The sequence below is a fragment of the Pseudomonas sp. WC2 genome, assembly GCF_050586545.1.
Taxonomy (GTDB): Bacteria; Pseudomonadota; Gammaproteobacteria; order Pseudomonadales; family Pseudomonadaceae; genus Aquipseudomonas.
This window is the reverse complement of record NZ_JBOBDR010000008.1, coordinates 135709-152075: the sequence shown is the minus strand read 5'-3', so window position 1 is coordinate 152075 and position 16367 is coordinate 135709. Positions and strand designations below refer to the sequence as shown.

The following is a 16367-nucleotide window of genomic DNA, read 5'->3' as shown; positions in this document are numbered from 1 at the left end:
TGTTGTCGGTTGAGAGTGGACCGAGCATAAGTCCACCGTATCAACGACCGCGACAATCATTCACCCCGCGTATGCGTGCCCATCGGTTCAGTCCTTGTGCTTCTTGGCGCGCTTGTCGGATTTTTCGAAGGCCTCTTCCAGCGCACGGTTGATCGTGCGCAGCACCTTGACCCGTGCCCAGCGCTTGTCATTGGCTTCAACCAGCGTCCACGGCGCGATTTCCGAACTGGTGCGGTCGACCATGTCGCCCACGGCGGCGCGATAATCATCCCACTTGTCGCGGTTGCGCCAGTCGTCTTCGGTGATCTTGAAGCGCTTGAACGGGATTTCCTCGCGCTCCTGGAAACGCTCCATCTGCGTGTCCTTGTCGATGGCCAGCCAGAACTTGACGACGATGACTCCAGCGTCGGCCAACTGCTCTTCGAAATCGTTGATCTCGCCATAGGCTCGCAGCCAGTCGGCCGGTGTGCAGAAGCCTTCGACTCGCTCAACCAGCACCCGCCCGTACCACGAGCGGTCGAACACGGTGAACTTGCCGCGGGCCGGAATGTGTCGCCAGAACCGCCACAAATATGGCTGCGCACGTTCCTCTTCGGTCGGCGCGGCAATCGGCACGATGTTGTACTGACGCGGATCAAGTGCCGCCGCCACCCGGCGAATCGCCCCGCCCTTGCCGGCCGCATCGTTGCCTTCGAACACCGCGACCAGCGCGTGACGACGCATGCGTTTATCGCGCATCAACCCGGACAGGCGCGCCTGCTCGGTGATCAATTGTTCCTCGTAGTCCTTTTTGTCGAGGCGCTGGGTCAGGTCGAGGCTGTCGAGCAGATTCAACTGATCGACCGGCGTGCCCAACGGTGCCGCGCTGACATCGTGCGGATGCACATCCGGGCGTTTCAGCGCGTTTTGCAAACCTTCCAAAAGAATTTTGCCGACCGCCAGACTGCGGTAGTGGGCGTCCGCGCCTTCGATCACGTGCCAGGGCGCATAGTCGCGACTGGTGCGGCGCAGCACGCGCTCGCCGTACTTGACGAACTTGTCGTAGGTTTCCGATTGCTGCCAGTCGAGCGGGCTGATGCGCCAGCTGTGCAACGGGTCATCGGCCAGCGCCTTGAGCCGTGCCTTCATCTGCTTCTTCGACAGGTGAAACCAGAACTTGAAGATCAGCGCGCCTTCATCACAAAGCATCTTTTCCAGACGCTCGGCGCCGGCAATCGCCTGATCCAGACGCGGATCCTTGAACAAACCGTGCACCCGCCCCTGGAGCATCTGGCTGTACCAGTTGCCGAAGAAAATCCCCATGCGCCCCTTGGCCGGGAGCATCCGCCAGTAACGCCACGCCGGTGGGTGTGACAGTTCTTCATCGCTCTGCTGATCGAACGTGCGCACCTCGATCAGGCGCGGGTCCATCCACTCGTTGAGCAACTTGACCGTCTCGCCCTTGCCCGCGCCTTCGATGCCGTTGATCAAAATGATCACCGGGAAACGCTTTTGCTGCTGCAACTCGAACTGCGCTTCCAGCAAGGCTTCACGCAGCGCAGGGACGGCAGCCTCGTAGGTGTCTTTGTCGATGGCGTGACCGATTTCAGCGGATTCAAACATGGGACGGCTCCTTCCAGGATTCAGCAAGACTAGCGGATTGGGCACGGACGCGGCGCACAAATTCCCCCGGGTTGCGGATTGTCAGCGAGTGATCGTCGGCGAGCCTTGCCGTGGATCAAGCAGCGTCCGCGCGATCGGCTAGAATGGCGGCCTTGTCGTTGCCGAGCCTGCCATGAAAGCCGTATTGCCCCACGCCCAACTCGATTGGGATGACCAGGGACGCCCGCGTTCGCGAGTGTTCGATGACGTGTACTTTTCCGACCAGTCGGGTCTGGAAGAAACCCGTTATGTGTTCCTCGAACAGAACCGTCTGGCCGAGCGCTTCGCGGCGTTGTCGGCAGAGGGACGTCTGGTCATCGGCGAAACCGGCTTCGGCACCGGGTTGAATTTTCTCTGCGCCTGGCAACTGTTCGAGCAAAACGCGGTGGCCGGTGCGCGGCTGCATTTTGTCAGCGTCGAAAAATACCCGCTGAGCCCGGCCGATTTGCAACGGGCTCTGGCCCTGTGGCCGGAACTCAAACCGCTGGCCGATCAGTTGCTCAAGCACTACGTGGCGATTCATCAGGGTTTTCAGCGCATCACCTTGGATAATGGACGCGTCACGCTGACCTTGCTGATCGGCGATGCGCTGGAGCAATTGCCGCAATTGGATGCGCAGATCGACGCATGGTTTCTCGACGGCTTTGCCCCGGCGAAAAACCCCGACATGTGGACTGCCGAACTGTTCGTCGAACTGGCGCGACTGGCGGCGCCGGGCTCGACCATCAGCACCTTTACCAGTACCGGTTGGGTGCGCCGCTTGCTCAACGCGGCCGGATTCAAGATGAAACGCACGCCAGGCATCGGCCACAAGTGGGAAATCCTGCGCGGCGAATTTCTCGGCTGGCCGGCGGACGTGACGCCACCCGCCACGCAAAAACCATGGTTCGCTCGCCCGGCGCCGCTGACCGGCGACCGTCGGGCGCTAGTGATCGGCGCCGGTCTGGCCGGCTGCGCCACGGCATCGAGCCTCGCGGCACGGGGCTGGCAAGTCAGTCTGCTGGAACGCCATGCGGGCGTCGCCGAGGAAGCCTCGGGCAATCCACAGGGCGTGCTGTACCTGAAATTGTCGGCCCACGGCACCGCGTTGTCGCAGCTGATCGTCAGCGGTTTCGGTTACACCCGACGGTTGCTGGAAACCCTGCAACGCGGCACCGACTGGGACGATTGCGGCGTGCTGCAACTGGCCTTCAATACCAAGGAAGCCGAGCGTCACGCGCAGTTGGCAGCGGCGTTCCCGGAAGATCTGTTGCAGTGGCTGGAGCAGCCCGAAGCACAAGCCCGGGCCGGTGTCGGTCTGGCCCATGGCGGTTTGTACTATCCCGAAGGCGGCTGGGTGCATCCGCCGGCGCTGTGTCAGGCTCAGGCGGCACAGCCGAACGTCACGTTGCTCAGCCACCGCGAAGCACTCGAACTGCGCAAGGTCGAGAACCAATGGCAAGCCTTCGATGGCGAGCGCCTGCTGGCCAGTGCGCCGGTCGTGGTGCTGGCCGGCGCCGCTGAGATCAAACGATTTGCGCAGAGCGCGGAATTGCCGCTCAAGCGCATTCGCGGACAGATCACCCGCCTCGCGCAAACCGAGCCAAGTCAGGCGCTGGCGACGGTGGTCTGCGCCGAAGGCTACGTCGCCCCTGCCCGCCTCGGTGAACACACCCTCGGCGCCAGTTTCGATTTCAACAGCGACGACCTCACGCCAACCCTTGCCGAGCACCAAGGCAATCTGGCGATGCTCGAAGAAATCTCCACCGACCTGGTGGCACGCCTGAACATCGCCGCGCAACCCGCCGACAGTCTTCAGGGCCGTGCAGCTTTCCGCTGCACCAGCCCTGACTATCTGCCAATCGTCGGCCCCCTCGCCGATCGCGAGGCCTTCCTCAGTGCCTACGCCGCACTGAGCAAGGATGCCCGACAGGTGCCGGATATCGCCTGCCCGTGGCTCGACGGTTTGTACGTCAACAGCGGCCATGGCTCACGCGGCCTGATTACCGCGCCACTGTCCGGCGAGTTGCTCGCCGCGTGGCTGGACAACGAACCGTTACCGTTGCCACGCAGCGTCGCCGAGGCGTGTCACCCCAACCGTTTTGCCTTGCGCCAATTGATTCGCGGCAAATGACCGCCCTCAATCGGGGATAGCGCAAACGCCCAGGTCGATCGCTTTCAGAGCTTCACCGGTCAGGGTCTTGAACACACCGGTCTCAGCCTTGTCTTTCGCCACCATGACCGTGTCGAGTTGCTTGAGGTACTCGGCACTGGTGAGCGTGTCGGCCTGGTCGAACACGGCCTGGATTTTCTCTGCATGGACTTCATCGGTGTCGGTGAACCTCGCGGACTCCGTGCGTCTGAGATAGTCGCGCCAGAACGGCTGGCGGACGATGAAGTCCATCCACTTCGATGACAGTTCCGCCGCGTCGACTTTGGATATGGCAGTCTCCAGATCCGCGGCTTTGACGCCGCTCAGGGACGCGTAACGCATGTGGCGCGGCTGCCCCGGCAAGTCGTAGTAATCGGCCAGTCCGGTGCGGTAAGCCAGACTGACTTCCAGCGGATCGACACTCAAATTGCGGCTGACATGATCGCGGGCGATCTGCTCCAGTTGTTCCAGGCGGAACAGGCCGCGCCCCAGTTTGATCAACGGCGCGGCGGGCACCCTGGCTTCGGCAGCCGCCGCAACAACCGTGTCGATTTCCACAGCGACTTCCAGATGACTGAAATTCGAGGCCGCTGAATCCGTGCAATTGATCGGGTTGGCGGCCAGGTCCAGCAACTGTTCGCGCAGACTGGTTTTCGCCTCTGCGGCGCGCAGAACCTGCCACACCCGCTGCGTCATGTCCTCACGGACTTTGTCGCTCTCGGCGGTATTGCCCAACTCCGCCAGTAAATGAAACAGCCCCTCGGCGGTTTTATCGTCCTTGAGCGCATTCCACACCGGTTCACGCTTGGACCATTGATCACCGGCCTGCTCCGGAAACCACGTCGAGCGCGCCTTTTGCTCATCAAGGCGCGCCAGATCATCCTCCAGATAGCCCATGCCAATGCCGATCCGATCACGATAGGTTTTCAACGCATCGGCACTGGCGGTCAACAATTCGTTGTGACGCAGATTGATCGTTTCGGTAAAGCGTTTGGGCATCTCAAACAGCCACGCGGGCAGTTCCTTGATCGCGTTATTGCGCAAGTCCACCCGGTCCAGATTCGGCAGGCGCGCCAACCCCACTGGCAATTCGGTGAGGCGGGTATTGCGCAGGGACAGATAGCGCAGATCCAGCATCTTTTTTACGTCTGGGGTCGCGCCCAATGGATTGCCGCTCAGGTTCAAGGTGTGCAACGTGCGCAGATCGGCCAGTTGCTTCAGCGAGGCCTCGGTCAATTTGATTTGATTGTCCGGCAGGCACAGCCGCTCGAGCTTGGCCATCTCAGTGATCACCGGCGGCCATTCGCTGAGCTCATTGCTATCAAGTTCCAGGGATTCGATCTGTTTGAATGAACCGAGAAAGCCGCCGACGGTGTTATCCAGTTGCATGTTCTTCATCGACACCAGTTTGATGTGATCGAAATTGATGTCCGCCGGCAGCACCGGCAGGTCGCCGACGCGCAGGCCGTCGAGCTTCAGCCCGCACACAGGCCGGCCTTGCGCGTCAGGTAACAGAATCCGCCGACGAAAGCTGTCCTCGATCTGGTTGGCCAAGGTATGACGACTTTTCGCCAGCTCGCGCCCCTTGACGGCCCCCGAGGTCTTGGGGTCGCTCTCGCGCCAGAATTCCAGGGTTTCGCCGAGGCGTTCCAGATCGCGCCGCAGCTGTCGGACATGCTTTTCGCGGGAAAGCGCATCACCGCCCACGCCGTTGAGAAATTCGTCGGCCTGCGCTTCGGTGAATAACGGAAACAGCCTGCGCACCTTGTACAGCAGCGATTTGGAATGCTTCGACGACAATAGCGGTGGGTCGGCCTGAACACAGGCCGGTTCGGCGACTTTCAGTGTGTATTGGCCATCGGCGCTCATGCCGGCATCCTGCGCACGCTCGTCGAGGGCAACGTCCAGCAACTTGCCACGCAGCCGCGCCCCGTCATCGGACTGCGGCTCGTCAAAGCCCAGTTTGCGCTGCTTGGCCGGCGGCAAGGTTTTCAGAATCCCCTCGTAGAGCGCCTCAGGCCCGCCAGCCACCCGCCCGAGGGACCTGCCGTCACCGTTGAAGGCCTCATAGCCAGCGCGCAACTTGACCAGTTTGAACGTGTCAGCCGCCGGCGCCGTTGGCTTTCCGGCGCTCGCCAGCAGCGTGCCCTTGAGCGAACCCTCGTGCAGTTGCAGGCGCCAATCGGTGCCCCAGCCGCCTAAACGCGCCATCAATTGAATCGCCAGTTTTTCACTGTCGGCGCTGCTCAGGGTTGTCAGGTACAACCCGCTCAACGCACGATCCAGGCGCAAAATGCCCACGGCTTCGCGGCTCCTTTGCGCCAGTGCCAGCGGCACCCGACCGGTGCTGCGCAAGCTTGTGCGTTCGACGCTGGGTGCCTGATCAATCAGGCTCTGCGCCACGCGCGCGGGAAGTTCGGGGTACGCTTGGCGCAGTTTCAACACCTCTTCGGCGTTGCCTTGGTCATAAACGCCGTAGAGCTGATCGAACAAACGCCGCCGATTCGCCTTCACCGCTGCACCGATTTTTTTTGCCAACTGGACGTTTTCATCTTTTGCGTAACTGGCGCCCAACAGCGCATCCACGTCTTTCTGATTCAGCCGGTTGATCACCGTGTCGAGCAAATCGCCGTCGTCCAATTGTTGTTGCGTGACAGTGACGGCGAGCGACGGCTCTTCCACCAAAGTGTTGGGGTAAGTGGCGAGCGTCCTGGTGTCACTGCCGACGACTTTGATGAAGTGATCCGTCGGCCAGTTTTTCAGTTTCGGCAGGGTCAGCAACTGTTCCTGCACATAATCACCGCTATACGCTTCTCCGCGCTCCATTTCTTCAATGAAACCGTCCAGACGCCCTTCGATCCTGAAGCGCTCGATCATGTCGCGCATTCGCGGCGGCAAGGCCTCGTTTTCATCGAAGCTGTGAAACAACGTCTCGTGGGAGGTTTGCGTGAGCCGGCGGGTCATGTCCAGGCGCAGGTCTTCCACATCGGCCAGGCTGGGGTCGATACGCTTCAGGGCGTAGCCGGCGCCGGTCCAGTCGCGGGCATTTTCCGCCGGGTGACGCCAACCACCCTCAGGGTGCTGCTTGAGCGTCGGCGAATACGCGGCTTTGCGGGTTGGGTGTTCGAGCTTCCAAGTCTTCGACTCGGGGGTGCGCACACCGCCGTACACCAGATTGCCGATGCGCCCGAACGACTTGCCCTGTGTTTGATAGAAGCCGCTATTGTTGGCGAAGCTGATGGCCTCCTCAGGCAGCGATTGCGCGTAAGCGGCGAGTTGCGGCTTCCACAAACGCGGCTGCCCGGCACCGTTGAGAATGCTCGCGAACTGACCAAAAAACTCCGGATGCGCACGCACGGTTTGCTTGACCAACGCGGTGACGGCTCTTTGCCCGGCCGCCATCGCGCCCATCATCGCGACGTTTTCCACCACGCTGAGCAGATGCTGCAGTGCTTCTTGCTGATCACCATGACGCCAATCCTCGACGCCTTCATAGATCTCGCCGAGCAACTGCCCGATGGCCACGCCCATCATCAACTGGCCGAGGCCGGGTACAAAAAAACCGGCGAGCGAGGCAACGGTCACCCCCACTTCGATGTAATTGAGCAGACGCTTCTTGCGCTCCTCCTGATCGACATCCGCCGTCGGCACGGCGAGCGAACGCGCGTCGATCTGCAACTTGCCGACATGGCTTTGCACCATGAAGTCGAACAGCGGAACAGTAATCGGCAATTGCTTGATCGAGCCGAGATTGAGTTTGCTGGCGAAGGTTTTGTAGAAGTCGACCTTGTTGTCTTCGTCCAGGCAGTTGGCGAAGTAATCCTTGTAGCTTTTGACGTGCAACTTGAGCGTCAGGTATTCCTTGAACGCATTGAAACTGGGGTATTCGTACAGCGGCCGTTTGGGCTCGCCGGGCATGTACACCAGGCACCATTCGTTGGCATGGGACTCGATCGAATTCACCGAAAACACCACCACACCCCAGACACACGCCCCGTGAATCTCGATGCCTTGCATGATCAGCGGCAGGTTGTGCACGTGCAGGGTGGTCGGGCCGGCCACACCATCCGCGTCGATGAGTCGCTGCAATAGCTCACCCCGGGAAGGACTGATATCGGATTTGGCTCGGGCCAGTTGTACGTCCAGTTGCAGCAGCAGCTTTTTCATGGCCGCAATGTCCTGGCTGATGCGGCTGTTGACCACGGTCTTGCCTTTGTCGTCGCGCAACCCGACGACTTCCTCGAAATGGGTCTGGTACTGTTTGCCCAGATCAAGTTGACGACACAGTCGGGCGAACGCGTGCGGGGTCAAGCCGTCGATATCTTCGTCACTGCTGGCAATTTTCACCACGCTGCCATCGGGAAAACCGTCGGCCTTCTCTTCATCGGCGGTGAAGTTTTGCATCGCCGCGTCCAGCATCGACTGGGTGGCCAACGGGATGGTTGATTTGGGGGGTTGCGGCGGCTTTCGGGGCGGAGATCTTCGTTGCCGGGTCGACGGCGGTTTCCGTGCTGGCAATGCCGGCCTGCACCGCCGCAGTGCCCACTTGTGTGGTGGTGTCGACGGCTTGGGTGATCGTCAGCAAAGTCTGGTCGCTGCTGGTTTTTGCTTCCGGGGCGCAACCACAGTCAGCCCCGGGCAGCTCGAGTCTGTCGAGCTCCACGTCGAACCCAACGTCTTCCCATTGTTTGACCAACGCTTCATTCAGCGCATTGCTGCAGAACGTCTTCAACGGGCGCAGCTTGCCCAGATCGGCTTCGACTTTAGTCCGGCTGGCCTGCAGCGCTCGGGCGGTCTTGTCCAGCGCGGCCAAGGTTTTCGACGGGGCGTTGAGGAGCCAGGATGGCAGGCTGTTCTGCAGGGCTTCAGCCGTGTCCAGATCGCCAGTGGCCTCCAGCAAGGTCTTCAATACCTGCTCCGCTGTCGGTGGTGTTACGACAGTTTCTGCTGGCGTCGCTGGAGGGGGCGCGGCGGGGGGCGATGCCGGGTTTTTCGTGTCAGTGGTCGTCATCGGCAATATTCCTTTATCGCTGGATCGAGCCGTTACCCTAGCGATTCCAAGGGCCTGTGAAAAACACGAAAAGCTGTCCGATGAGCGCGTGTTTTCAGCAGTAATCCGCATGTATGCGATACCCGGATACCGCACACGCCTCGCCTTTTTGCGCTATGGGCCGCCGGTCTGACAACCCCTCTTATAACTTATCGTTCTAAAACTCCGCTGATCGAGGCGGGTCAGTTTCTGAGTACCCGCCCTTATGGCGCGGTGTCATTTGCCCCTCCCCAACGGAAAAACCGGTAAGGACTTTATGTGCGGATTAGCTGGCGAGTTACGTTTTGATCAACAACCTGCAGACCTTGCAGCCATCGAGCGAATCACCCATCACTTGGCCCCTCGCGGCCCCGACGCGTGGGGTTTTCATGCCCAAGGGCCGATTGCCCTGGGTCATCGTCGCCTGAAAATCATGGACCTGTCGGACGGCTCGGCGCAGCCGATGATCGACAGTCAGCTCGGCCTGTCCCTGGCCTTCAACGGCGCGATCTACAACTTCCCGGAATTGCGCGCTGAGCTCGAAGCGCTGGGCTATGCCTTCTATTCCGGTGGCGACACCGAAGTGCTGCTCAAGGGTTATCACGCCTGGGGCGAAGCGCTGTTGCCGAAACTCAACGGCATGTTTGCGTTTGCCATTTGGGAACGCGACGCCAAGCGCCTGTTCATCGCCCGTGACCGTCTCGGCGTGAAGCCGCTGTACCTGTCGCGCACCGGCCAGCGCTTGCGTTTTGCCTCGGCCCTGCCGGCGCTGCTCAAGGGTGGCGACATCAACCCGATTCTCGATCCGGTGGCGCTCAATCATTACCTGAATTTCCACGCCGTGGTCCCGGCACCGCGCACCCTGCTGGCGGGCATAGAAAAACTGCCGCCAGCCACTTGGATGCGCGTTGAAGCCGATGGCACCACCGAGCAGAAAACCTGGTGGACGCTGCCGTACGGCCCACACGATGACGAGAAAAATCTGACCCTCGAAGACTGGGTCGACCGCGTTCTCGACAGCACTCGCGAAGCGGTGGCGATTCGTCAGCGTGCGGCGGTGGATGTCGGCGTGCTGCTGTCCGGCGGTGTCGATTCGAGCATGCTGGTCGGTCTGTTGCGTGAAGTCGGCGTGGAGAATCTCTCGACCTTCTCTATCGGTTTCCAGGATGCCGGCGGCGAGCGCGGTGACGAATTTCAATACTCGGATCTGATCGCCAAACACTACGGCACCCAGCACCACCAATTGCGCATCGACGAGAAAGAGATCATCGAGCAACTGCCCGCCGCGTTCCGCGCCATGAGCGAACCGATGGTCAGCCACGACTGCATTGCTTTCTATCTGCTGTCGCGCGAAGTGGCCAAGCACTGCAAGGTGGTGCAGAGCGGTCAGGGCGCGGATGAGTTGTTCGCCGGTTATCACTGGTATCCACAAGTCGACGGCGCCGCCGATCCGTACGCGGCGTATCGCAACGCGTTTTTCGACCGCAGCTACGACGATTACGCCGCCACCGTACAGCCAAAATGGCTGACCGCGAATGACGCTGCCGGCGACTTCGTGAAGGAACATTTTGCCCAGCCCGGCGCTGATGCCGCAGTGGACAAAGCCCTGCGTCTGGACAGCACGGTGATGCTGGTCGATGACCCGGTCAAGCGCGTCGACAACATGACCATGGCTTGGGGCCTGGAAGCGCGTACGCCATTTCTCGACTATCGACTGGTCGAGCTTTCGGCCCGCGTACCGGGCAAATTCAAGCTGCCCGACGGCGGCAAGCAAGTGCTGAAAGAAGCTGCGCGCCGAGTGATTCCGAGTGAAGTGATCGACCGCAAAAAAGGCTACTTCCCGGTGCCAGGCCTCAAGCATTTGCAGGGCGACACACTGAACTGGGTGCGCGAGCTGCTGCTTGATCCGAGTCAGGATCGCGGCCTGTTCAACCCGGCCATGCTCGACAAACTGCTGACCGACCCGCAAGGCCAACTGACGCCGTTGCGCGGTTCGAAACTGTGGCAACTGGCGGCCCTGAACCTGTGGCTCAGTGAACAAGGAATCTGATCGATGAAACCCCACGCCACGGCCATCAACCAGCGTTTGCTTCGCGGGCAGACACCGTCTTATGAACGCTTGCAGGCGCGTCTGGCCGAAGACGGCAGCGCGCTGGCCGCCGATCCCATTGCCGTACATTGCGGCTGGGGCCGGTTGCTGATCGGCCACACCTTTCCCGACCCGGCGTCACTGGCTCAGGAACTGCTCAACGAGCAGCCCGGCGAGCGCGACATTGCCTTGTACGTCGCCGCGCCGCAGCAGATTCTCGGGCTGGAACCGACACAGCTGTTTCTCGATCCGTCCGATACGTTGCGCATGTGGTTCAGCGATTACCGCCAGGCCACCCGCGTGTTTCGTGGCTTCCGTATCCGCCGCGCGCAGAGCGAGGCGGACTGGCAGGCGATCAATCAGTTGTATTCGGCGCGCGGTATGTTGCCGATCGATGCCACGCTGCTGACCCCGCATCATCAGGGCGGCCCGGTGTATTGGTTGGCTGAGGATGAGGACAGTGGCGCGGTGATCGGCAGCGTTATGGGCCTGAATCATCAGAAAGCGTTCAACGATCCGGAAAACGGCAGCAGCCTGTGGTGTCTGGCGGTTGACCCGCAGTGCTCGCGCCCCGGCGTTGGCGAAGTGCTGGTGCGTCACCTTATTGAGCACTTCATGAGTCGCGGTCTGAGCTATCTGGATCTGTCGGTGTTGCACGACAACCGTCAGGCGAAAAGCCTCTACGCCAAGCTGGGTTTCCGCACCCTGTCGACTTTCGCGATCAAGCGCAAAAACGGTATCAACCAGCCGCTGTTTCTTGGCCCGGGGCCGGAAGCGCAGTTCAATCCGTACGCGCGAATCATCGTTGAAGAAGCCCATCGGCGGGGCATCGATGTGCAAGTCGACGATGCCGATGCCGGGTTGTTCACCCTGAGCCACGGCGGGCGGCGCGTGCGTTGCCGGGAATCGCTGAGCGACCTGACCAGCGCGATCAGCATGAGCCTGTGCCAAGACAAAAGCCTGACCCACAAGGTGCTGAAATCAGCGGGGCTGAATCTGCCGTCGCAGCAATTGGCCGGTAATGCCGACGACAATCTGGCCTTCCTCGATGAGCATCAACGGGTGGTAGTCAAGCCGCTCGACGGTGAACAGGGCCAAGGGGTGGCGGTGGATCTGCAGAGCATCGAAGAGGTGCAGAAGGCCATCGAATCGGCCAAGTCGTTCGACAGCCGCGTGCTGTTGGAGAGCTTCCACGAAGGTCTCGATCTGCGGATTCTGGTGATCGGTTTTGAAGTGGTCGCGGCGGCGATTCGCAAGCCGGCGGAAGTGGTCGGCGACGGTCATCATTCCATCGGTGCATTGATCGAGGCCCAGAGCCGACGTCGGCAAGCAGCGACCAGTGGCGAGAGCAAGATTCCGCTGGATCACGAGACCCAGCGCACCTTGCATGCCGCGGGCTACGACTACAGCAGCATTTTGCCGGCGGGTGAGCATCTGTTTGTGCGCCGTACGGCGAATTTGCACACCGGCGGCACGCTGGAGGATGTCACGGCGATTCTGCACCCGACGCTGGTCGACGCTGCTGTGCGCGCCGCGCGGGCGTTGGATATTCCGATGGTTGGCCTGGATTTGATGGTGCCGGCAGCGGATCAGCCGGAGTACGTGTTCATCGAGGCCAACGAACGCGCCGGGTTAGCCAACCATGAACCGCAGCCGACGGCGGAGCGTTTTGTCGATTTGTTGTTTCCGCACAGTCAACCGGCCATTTCTTGATTCTGCTTTGTCTGGGCTGACGCGAAGAGGCCCTCAGATTCATCACCATTCTTCCTCATCGAAACCATCGGTGTGCTTAACCCATCAGGAGTTTCCATGACCACGCAAATCCCCGAACCGGATCTCAACTACCTGCAAAAAGTCCTGCTGGAAATGCTCGCCATTCCCAGCCCCACCGGGTTCACCGACACCATCGTGCGTTACGTCGCCGAGCGTCTGGAAGAACTCGGCATTCCCTTTGAAATGACCCGGCGCGGCACCATCCGCGCCACGCTCAAGGGCAAGAAAAACAGCCCTGACCGCGCAGTTTCTGCGCACTTGGACACCATCGGTGCCGCCGTCCGTGCGGTGAAGGACAACGGCCGCCTGACCCTGGCCCCGGTGGGCTGCTGGTCGAGCCGTTTCGCCGAGGGCAGCCGCGTCAGCCTGTTTACCGACAACGGTGTGATTCGCGGCAGCGTGTTGCCGCTGATGGCGTCCGGTCACGCATTCAACACGGCCGTAGACGAGATGCCGATCAGTTGGGATCACGTCGAGTTGCGCCTGGACGCCTATTGCGCGACCAAGGCCGATTGCGACTCGCTGGGCATCAGCGTCGGCGACGTGGTGGCGTTCGACCCGTTGCCGGAGTTCACCGAAAGCGGGCACATCAGCGCCCGTCACCTCGATGACAAGGCAGGCGTTGCCGCCCTGCTCGCGTCGCTCAAAGCCATCGTCGACAGCGGTCAGGAACTGATGATCGACTGCCATCCGCTGTTCACCATCACCGAGGAAACCGGCAGCGGCGCAGCGGCAGCATTGCCGTGGGACGTCAGCGAATTCGTCGGCATCGACATCGCCCCGGTCGCCCCGGGTCAGCACTCCAGTGAGCACGCGGTGAGCGTGGCGATGCAGGATTCCGGCGGGCCGTATGACTATCACCTGTCGCGGCACTTGCTGCGCCTGGCCAGTGAAAACGAGTTACCGGTGCGCCGCGACCTTTTCCGCTACTACTTCAGCGATGCGCATTCTGCGGTGACCGCCGGCCACGACATCCGCACCGCCCTGCTCGCCTTTGGCTGCGACGCAACCCACGGTTATGAGCGCACGCACATCGACAGTCTGGCGGCGTTGAGCCGGTTGTTGGGCGCTTACATCCTGAGTCCGCCGGTGTTTGCCAGCGATGCGGCACCGGCGAATGCTTCGCTGGATCGCTTCAGTCATCAGATCGAACATGACACGCAGATGGAGAGCGATACGCGGGTGCCGTCGGTGGATAGCTTGGTGGGGCAGCGTTCCGACAGTTGAGTCAGCGTTGTCGGGAAAATTGCCATCGCCAGCAGGGCTGGCTCCCACAGGGGGAATGCATTCCAAATGTGGGAGCCAGCCCTGCTGGCGATAGGGCCACATCAGGCAACACAAAACTGGCAGGCCAATCGCATTCGCCGTAGCATCCCGCCATTGATTTGACCGAGGTGCCCCATGCTCATCCCCTACGACGCTCTTGAAGTCGACACCCTCACCCGCCTCATCGAGGATTTCGTCACCCGCGACGGCACCGACAATGGCGATGACACGCCGCTGGAAACCCGCGTGCTGCGTGTGCGTCAGGCATTGACCAAGGGCCAGGCGCTGATCGTCTTCGACCCGGAAAGCGAGCAATGCCAGTTGATGCTCAAACACGACGTGCCCAAGCATCTGTTCGACTGAAAAGCTTCAGCGGACTTTTTCAACGGCCTGCTTGCGCTTGATCCGGTCATAGACCTCCGCGCGATGCACATTGACCTTCTGCGGCGCCTCGACGCCAAAGCGCACGCTTGATCCGTTCACGGACAGGACGCGCAGGGAAATATCGTCGCCGATGGAAATCAACTCACCGACAACACGGCTGAGTACTAGCATGGGGGTTCGTCCTTCAGGGTTAACAGACCCTGAAGATGCGCGGCTTGCCGCCGCTGTTCAATGCGCGGCGAGCAAATCAGTTTTGCCTTACAGACCCACAGGCACCGAGCCGTAAGACGTTTCTCACGCACGACGTCTCAAGCAGCGGAAAACCGCGGCCCGAACAGAATCACGCTGGCGCCGATCACACACAACGCCACGCCAATCCAGTCCGATCCCAATGGACGAACCCGCTCGACCACCATCAGCCAGCCTATGGAAGCGACGATGTAAATCCCGCCATAAGCGGCGTAGGCACGCCCGGCGTAATTGGCTTCGACACGGGTCAGCAGCAGCGCAAACAGCGTCAGACTGAGCAGCGCCGGGATGACCCACAACGCACTTTTGCCCTGACGCAACCACATGAAGAAGGCGAAGCAGCCGGCGATCTCAAACAACGCCGCGAGGAAGAACCACAAGTAATTGAGCATTGACGCGTCTCGACAGGGTGACCATTGCGGCCACCCTAACGACGCAATCTGCAACGGGCAAGGTCAGCTGTTGTTCTGCTTGGCCTTGGCGCGCATTTTCTCGGCCATCGAGGTCATTTCGTTATAGAGCAAGTGCGGGTTTTTCTGCTTGATCGCCCAGGCCATACGCCCCTGCTCGTGAGGCAGGATCATGAATTCGCCGGCGGCGACTTGCTGATAGATGTAGTCAGCGATATCGGCGGCGGTGATTGGCGAACTTTCCAGCAACTTGCCGACCGCCGCTTTCATTGCCGGGGTCGGGCCACGGAACGAGTCGAGCAAGTTGGTCTGGAAGAACGATGGGCAGACTACGTGTACGCCGACTTCCTGCTGTGCCAGTTCGATCAACAGACTTTCCGACAGCGCTACGACGCCAGCCTTGGCGACGTTGTAGTTGCTCATCGCCGGGCCTTGCATCAAGGCCGCCATGGACGCGATGTTGATGATCTTTCCTTTGCTCTGTTCAAGCAGTGGCAGGAAGGCTTTGCAGCCCTTGACCACGCCCATCAGGTTGATCGCGATCTGCCAGTCCCAATCTTCCAGCGACAGCTCGCTGAAGAATCCGCCCGAGGCCACGCCAGCGTTGTTGACGATGATGTCGATGCCACCGAGTTTCTCTTCGCAAGCCTGGGCGAACGCGGTGAGCTGGCTGTAATCACGCACATCGCAGCGCTGGACAAAGCCGTCGCCGCCCGCCTCGCGCACCAATTTGAGGGTTTCCTGCAGACCGGGCTCACTGACATCCGACAGCGCCAGTTGCCAGCCTTCGCGCGCCCAGCGCAGCGCTATTTCGCGACCCAGGCCTGAGCCTGCGCCAGTGATCATCATGCGATTTTGCATAGCACACAGCCTTGTTGTTCTGGGGAAGATGCGCCGAGTGTAGCGAAGGTTCTGAATGCGCCCACGCTCCATCAGATTGCTGAATGGTGGTGGCAAACCGTGGCGCGTTGGATTCGATCACGGGGACTAAGTTCTGCACTTGGGAATCGGCAAAAGGAAATAAGCCTGAAATCTAAATACATTAAAAAAACATTGAATTTTCTTTCACTCGCGGCAGTCGGAATTTGTAAGCCGTCTGGAATTACTTAGTCTCCAGTCGCCCCTTGAACACCAAGACTTCTCGAACTCTCTCAACAAGGAAATCGACATGGGCACAATTCTTATCATCATCCTGATCCTGTTGCTGATCGGTGGTCTGCCGGTCTTCCCGCACTCCAGAAGTTGGGGTTATGGCCCGTCGGGCATCATTGGTGTGGTGTTGGTCGTGCTGCTGGTGCTGTTGCTACTTGGCCGGATATAACGATCTAACCGGCAAAAAAAAGAGGCCCTTTTCAGGGCCTCTTTTTTATTGCGCGAACTTTCACTTTACCAAGC

At 60.5% G+C, this 16367-nt stretch carries 12 protein-coding genes; 6 read left to right on the top strand and 6 right to left on the bottom strand.

Annotated features, from left to right (window positions below):
- Window positions 1-87: 87 nt before the first annotated feature.
- The gene (pap, locus tag ACQ4OE_RS12190) at window positions 88-1602 is read right to left on the bottom strand and encodes a polyphosphate:AMP phosphotransferase (RefSeq protein ID WP_122592097.1); all 1515 of its coding nucleotides are present in this window, start codon (window positions 1600-1602) and stop codon (window positions 88-90) included.
- Between the two features lie 172 nt (window positions 1603-1774).
- Between pap and mnmC the strand changes: the two genes are divergently transcribed.
- A complete protein-coding gene (mnmC, locus tag ACQ4OE_RS12185; protein WP_430946770.1) occupies window positions 1775-3754 on the top strand; it encodes a bifunctional tRNA (5-methylaminomethyl-2-thiouridine)(34)-methyltransferase MnmD/FAD-dependent 5-carboxymethylaminomethyl-2-thiouridine(34) oxidoreductase MnmC in 1980 nt (659 codons plus the stop codon).
- A 6-nt stretch (window positions 3755-3760) separates the two neighbouring features.
- On the opposite strand, the gene ACQ4OE_RS12180 is transcribed toward mnmC, so the two are convergent.
- Complete coding sequence (locus tag ACQ4OE_RS12180; RefSeq protein WP_430946769.1) at window positions 3761-8206, bottom strand: NEL-type E3 ubiquitin ligase domain-containing protein; 4446 nt, start codon at window positions 8204-8206, stop codon at window positions 3761-3763.
- Window positions 8154-8783, bottom strand: coding sequence for a hypothetical protein (locus ACQ4OE_RS12175; RefSeq protein ID WP_430946768.1), 630 nt, complete (start codon window positions 8781-8783; stop codon window positions 8154-8156). Before ACQ4OE_RS12175 ends, ACQ4OE_RS12180 begins: the two co-directional genes overlap by 53 nt.
- A gap of 295 nt (window positions 8784-9078) precedes the next feature.
- On the opposite strand from ACQ4OE_RS12175, the gene ACQ4OE_RS12170 reads away from it, so the two are divergent.
- From ACQ4OE_RS12170 to ACQ4OE_RS12155, 4 genes are all read left to right on the top strand, one after another.
- Window positions 9079-10851 (top strand): N-acetylglutaminylglutamine amidotransferase, encoded by a 1773-nt coding sequence (locus ACQ4OE_RS12170; RefSeq protein ID WP_283438957.1) that lies wholly within the window; start codon window positions 9079-9081, stop codon window positions 10849-10851.
- Between the two features lie 3 nt (window positions 10852-10854).
- Window positions 10855-12603 (top strand): N-acetylglutaminylglutamine synthetase, encoded by a 1749-nt coding sequence (gene ngg / locus ACQ4OE_RS12165; RefSeq protein ID WP_430946767.1) that lies wholly within the window; start codon window positions 10855-10857, stop codon window positions 12601-12603.
- 96 nt (window positions 12604-12699) lie between these two features.
- On the top strand, window positions 12700-13890 hold the full coding sequence (locus ACQ4OE_RS12160) for an osmoprotectant NAGGN system M42 family peptidase (protein WP_105705262.1): 1191 nt from the start codon (window positions 12700-12702) through the stop codon (window positions 13888-13890).
- A gap of 174 nt (window positions 13891-14064) precedes the next feature.
- On the top strand, window positions 14065-14292 hold the full coding sequence (locus ACQ4OE_RS12155; protein WP_003192759.1) for a YheU family protein: 228 nt from the start codon (window positions 14065-14067) through the stop codon (window positions 14290-14292).
- Window positions 14293-14298: 6 nt separating this feature from the next.
- Here the strand turns inward: ACQ4OE_RS12155 and csrA are convergent, their stop codons facing one another.
- From csrA to ACQ4OE_RS12140, 3 genes are all read right to left on the bottom strand, one after another.
- Window positions 14299-14484, bottom strand: a complete 186-nt coding sequence (gene csrA, locus ACQ4OE_RS12150) for a carbon storage regulator CsrA (RefSeq protein ID WP_122592104.1) — start codon at window positions 14482-14484, stop codon at window positions 14299-14301.
- Window positions 14485-14621: 137 nt separating this feature from the next.
- On the bottom strand, window positions 14622-14954 hold the full coding sequence (locus tag ACQ4OE_RS12145) for a YnfA family protein (protein WP_008088571.1): 333 nt from the start codon (window positions 14952-14954) through the stop codon (window positions 14622-14624).
- A 63-nt stretch (window positions 14955-15017) separates the two neighbouring features.
- Window positions 15018-15833, bottom strand: a complete 816-nt coding sequence (locus ACQ4OE_RS12140) for an SDR family oxidoreductase (RefSeq protein ID WP_430946766.1) — start codon at window positions 15831-15833, stop codon at window positions 15018-15020.
- Window positions 15834-16134: 301 nt separating this feature from the next.
- Between ACQ4OE_RS12140 and ACQ4OE_RS12135 the strand changes: the two genes are divergently transcribed.
- Entirely contained in the window at window positions 16135-16293 is a 159-nt protein-coding gene (locus ACQ4OE_RS12135) for a DUF3309 family protein (RefSeq protein ID WP_169432680.1), read from the top strand.
- Window positions 16294-16367 lie beyond the last annotated feature (74 nt).

What these genes read in the sequence shown, in the direction of transcription:
- csrA (WP_122592104.1), bottom strand. Translation starts at nt 14,484, where the DNA reads ATGCTAGTACTCAGCCGTGTTGTCGGTGAGTTGATTTCCATCGGCGAC.
- ACQ4OE_RS12145 (WP_008088571.1), bottom strand. Translation starts at nt 14,954, where the DNA reads ATGCTCAATTACTTGTGGTTCTTCCTCGCGGCGTTGTTTGAGATCGCC.
- mnmC (WP_430946770.1), top strand. Translation starts at nt 1,775, where the DNA reads ATGAAAGCCGTATTGCCCCACGCCCAACTCGATTGGGATGACCAGGGA.
- ACQ4OE_RS12170 (WP_283438957.1), top strand. Translation starts at nt 9,079, where the DNA reads ATGTGCGGATTAGCTGGCGAGTTACGTTTTGATCAACAACCTGCAGAC.
- pap (WP_122592097.1), bottom strand. Translation starts at nt 1,602, where the DNA reads ATGTTTGAATCCGCTGAAATCGGTCACGCCATCGACAAAGACACCTAC.
- ACQ4OE_RS12155 (WP_003192759.1), top strand. Translation starts at nt 14,065, where the DNA reads ATGCTCATCCCCTACGACGCTCTTGAAGTCGACACCCTCACCCGCCTC.
- ngg (WP_430946767.1), top strand. Translation starts at nt 10,855, where the DNA reads ATGAAACCCCACGCCACGGCCATCAACCAGCGTTTGCTTCGCGGGCAG.
- ACQ4OE_RS12160 (WP_105705262.1), top strand. Translation starts at nt 12,700, where the DNA reads ATGACCACGCAAATCCCCGAACCGGATCTCAACTACCTGCAAAAAGTC.
- ACQ4OE_RS12175 (WP_430946768.1), bottom strand. Translation starts at nt 8,783, where the DNA reads ATGACGACCACTGACACGAAAAACCCGGCATCGCCCCCCGCCGCGCCC.
- ACQ4OE_RS12140 (WP_430946766.1), bottom strand. Translation starts at nt 15,833, where the DNA reads ATGCAAAATCGCATGATGATCACTGGCGCAGGCTCAGGCCTGGGTCGC.